At 74.3% G+C, this 1,621-nt stretch carries 2 protein-coding genes; one reads left to right on the top strand and one right to left on the bottom strand.

The annotated features are described in order from the left end of the window. A partial coding sequence (locus tag BKE38_RS27875) for a thioesterase domain-containing protein (RefSeq protein ID WP_242662596.1) occupies window positions 1-532 on the top strand: 532 nt, incomplete at its 5' end. Window positions 533-571: 39 nt separating this feature from the next. Here the strand turns inward: BKE38_RS27875 and BKE38_RS27870 are convergent. After that, window positions 572-1,621, bottom strand: a 1,050-nt coding sequence (locus BKE38_RS27870) for a YncE family protein (RefSeq protein WP_076960422.1), incomplete at its 5' end; no start/stop codon positions are given.

Here is a 1,621-nt window from a genome sequence, read left to right as displayed (position 1 = left end):
GGCCGGCTGGTCGGTGGGCGGCATCATCGCCCAGGCCATGGCGGTGGCGCTGCAGCGGCGCGGGCGGCAGGTCGGGCTGCTGGCGCTGCTCGACGCCTATCCGGCCGATGCCTGGCGCGCCGAGTCCGAGCCCGACCAGGCCGCCATCTACCGCGCCCTGCTGGTCATCGCCGGCCACGATCCGGCGCAGCATCCGGACCTGGCCCTGGAACGCACCCCCGTCATCGATCTCCTGCGCCGCGGCGGCACGCCGCTGGGCCGGCTGCCGGAGGCGGCGCTGGACGGCGTGGTTCGGGTGGTCGAGGGCAACAACCGCCTGGTGCGCGGCCACCACCATGCCCGCTTCGAGGGGCGGCTGGTGCATCTCCGCGCCGCCCACGACCATGCCGGCCGCGCGCTGGCGCCGTCGATGTGGGCGCCTTATGCGACGACGCTCGAGGTGATCGACGTCCCCGCGCTGCATGGCGAGATGATGGGCGCCAGGGCGACCGCCGTCATCGCGCCGGCCCTGCTGCAACGGATGGCAGGGTGACGCCGGGGCGGGCCACCGGCCCGCCCCGACAATCAGACATCAAGCGCGGATGATGCTGACGGTGTCGCCGTTCGGATCCTCGACCGGCGGCTGGCCGCGCGGCGCCGAGCGCGCCTTGTTGGTCACATAGGCGAGGCCCGAGCGGCGATCGACGGCCACCGTGTTCGGATGCGTCCCCGTCGCCAGGTTTTCTTTCAGCTCCAGCCCCTTGGCGTCGACCACGCTGACGGTCCCCGCGCCGCGGTTGGCGACGTATGCGAGAGAACCGTCGGGCGACAGGGTGACGCCCAGCGCGCCGGCGCCGGTCTCCAGCGCCTTCACCACCTGGCCCGAGGCCGAGTCCAGCACGGTCAGCTGGCCGCTCTTCTGGTTGGTGACGAACAGCCGGTTGCTGCCGGGCTGGACCGCGACATTCACCGCGCCCTCGCCGCCCGAGGCGAAGCGGCGGATGCCGGCGCGGCGCGCCAGGCTGACCTCGACCACCTCGCTGCTGGTCAGCGCCGTGGCGAACAGCCGGTCGCCGGCGGCGTCATAGGCCAGGCCGGTGATGCCGCCCTCCAGCCCTTCGGTGATGACGGCGGACACCTTGCCGGCGGCCGTGTCGACCACCCAGATGGCGCTGGGCTTGTCGCGCGCGCCGAAGGCCGAGACGAAGGCCCGGTCCTTCGCCTCGTCGACGATCACCTGGCGCAGATGCGCGCCCTCGCCCTCGGTGATGCGCGCCTTGACGGCGCCGGCCCTGGGATCGATCGCCAGCAGCGTGCCGGCGCGCGTGCCAGTGGCGTAGAGCAGGCCGCTGCGGTCGTTGGCGGCCAGGCCGAAGGCGGCCTCCTCGCCGAGCTCGATGGTGGCCTTGACCTCCAGCGTGCGCGGGTCGAGGCCGAGGATCTTCGCCTCCTTGCCCCCGCGCGGGCCGGCGGCGGCAACATGCACCAGGCCGGTGGCGCCGCTGACGGCGAGTTCGTAGAGGCCGCCCGGGGCCAGCTTCACCGTCTTCTCCACCGCCGCGGCGGCGAGCGCCGGGCGGAAGGCGATGCCGAGGCCGGCGGCGCCGAGCAGCGCCAGGGCGCCGCGGCGCGAGAGCTTGGG

Source organism: Teichococcus deserti, assembly GCF_001982615.1.
GTDB lineage: Bacteria > Pseudomonadota > Alphaproteobacteria > Acetobacterales > Acetobacteraceae > Pseudoroseomonas > Pseudoroseomonas deserti.
The sequence above is the reverse complement of the archived record's forward strand: the minus strand, read 5'-3'. Positions and strand labels throughout refer to the sequence as shown.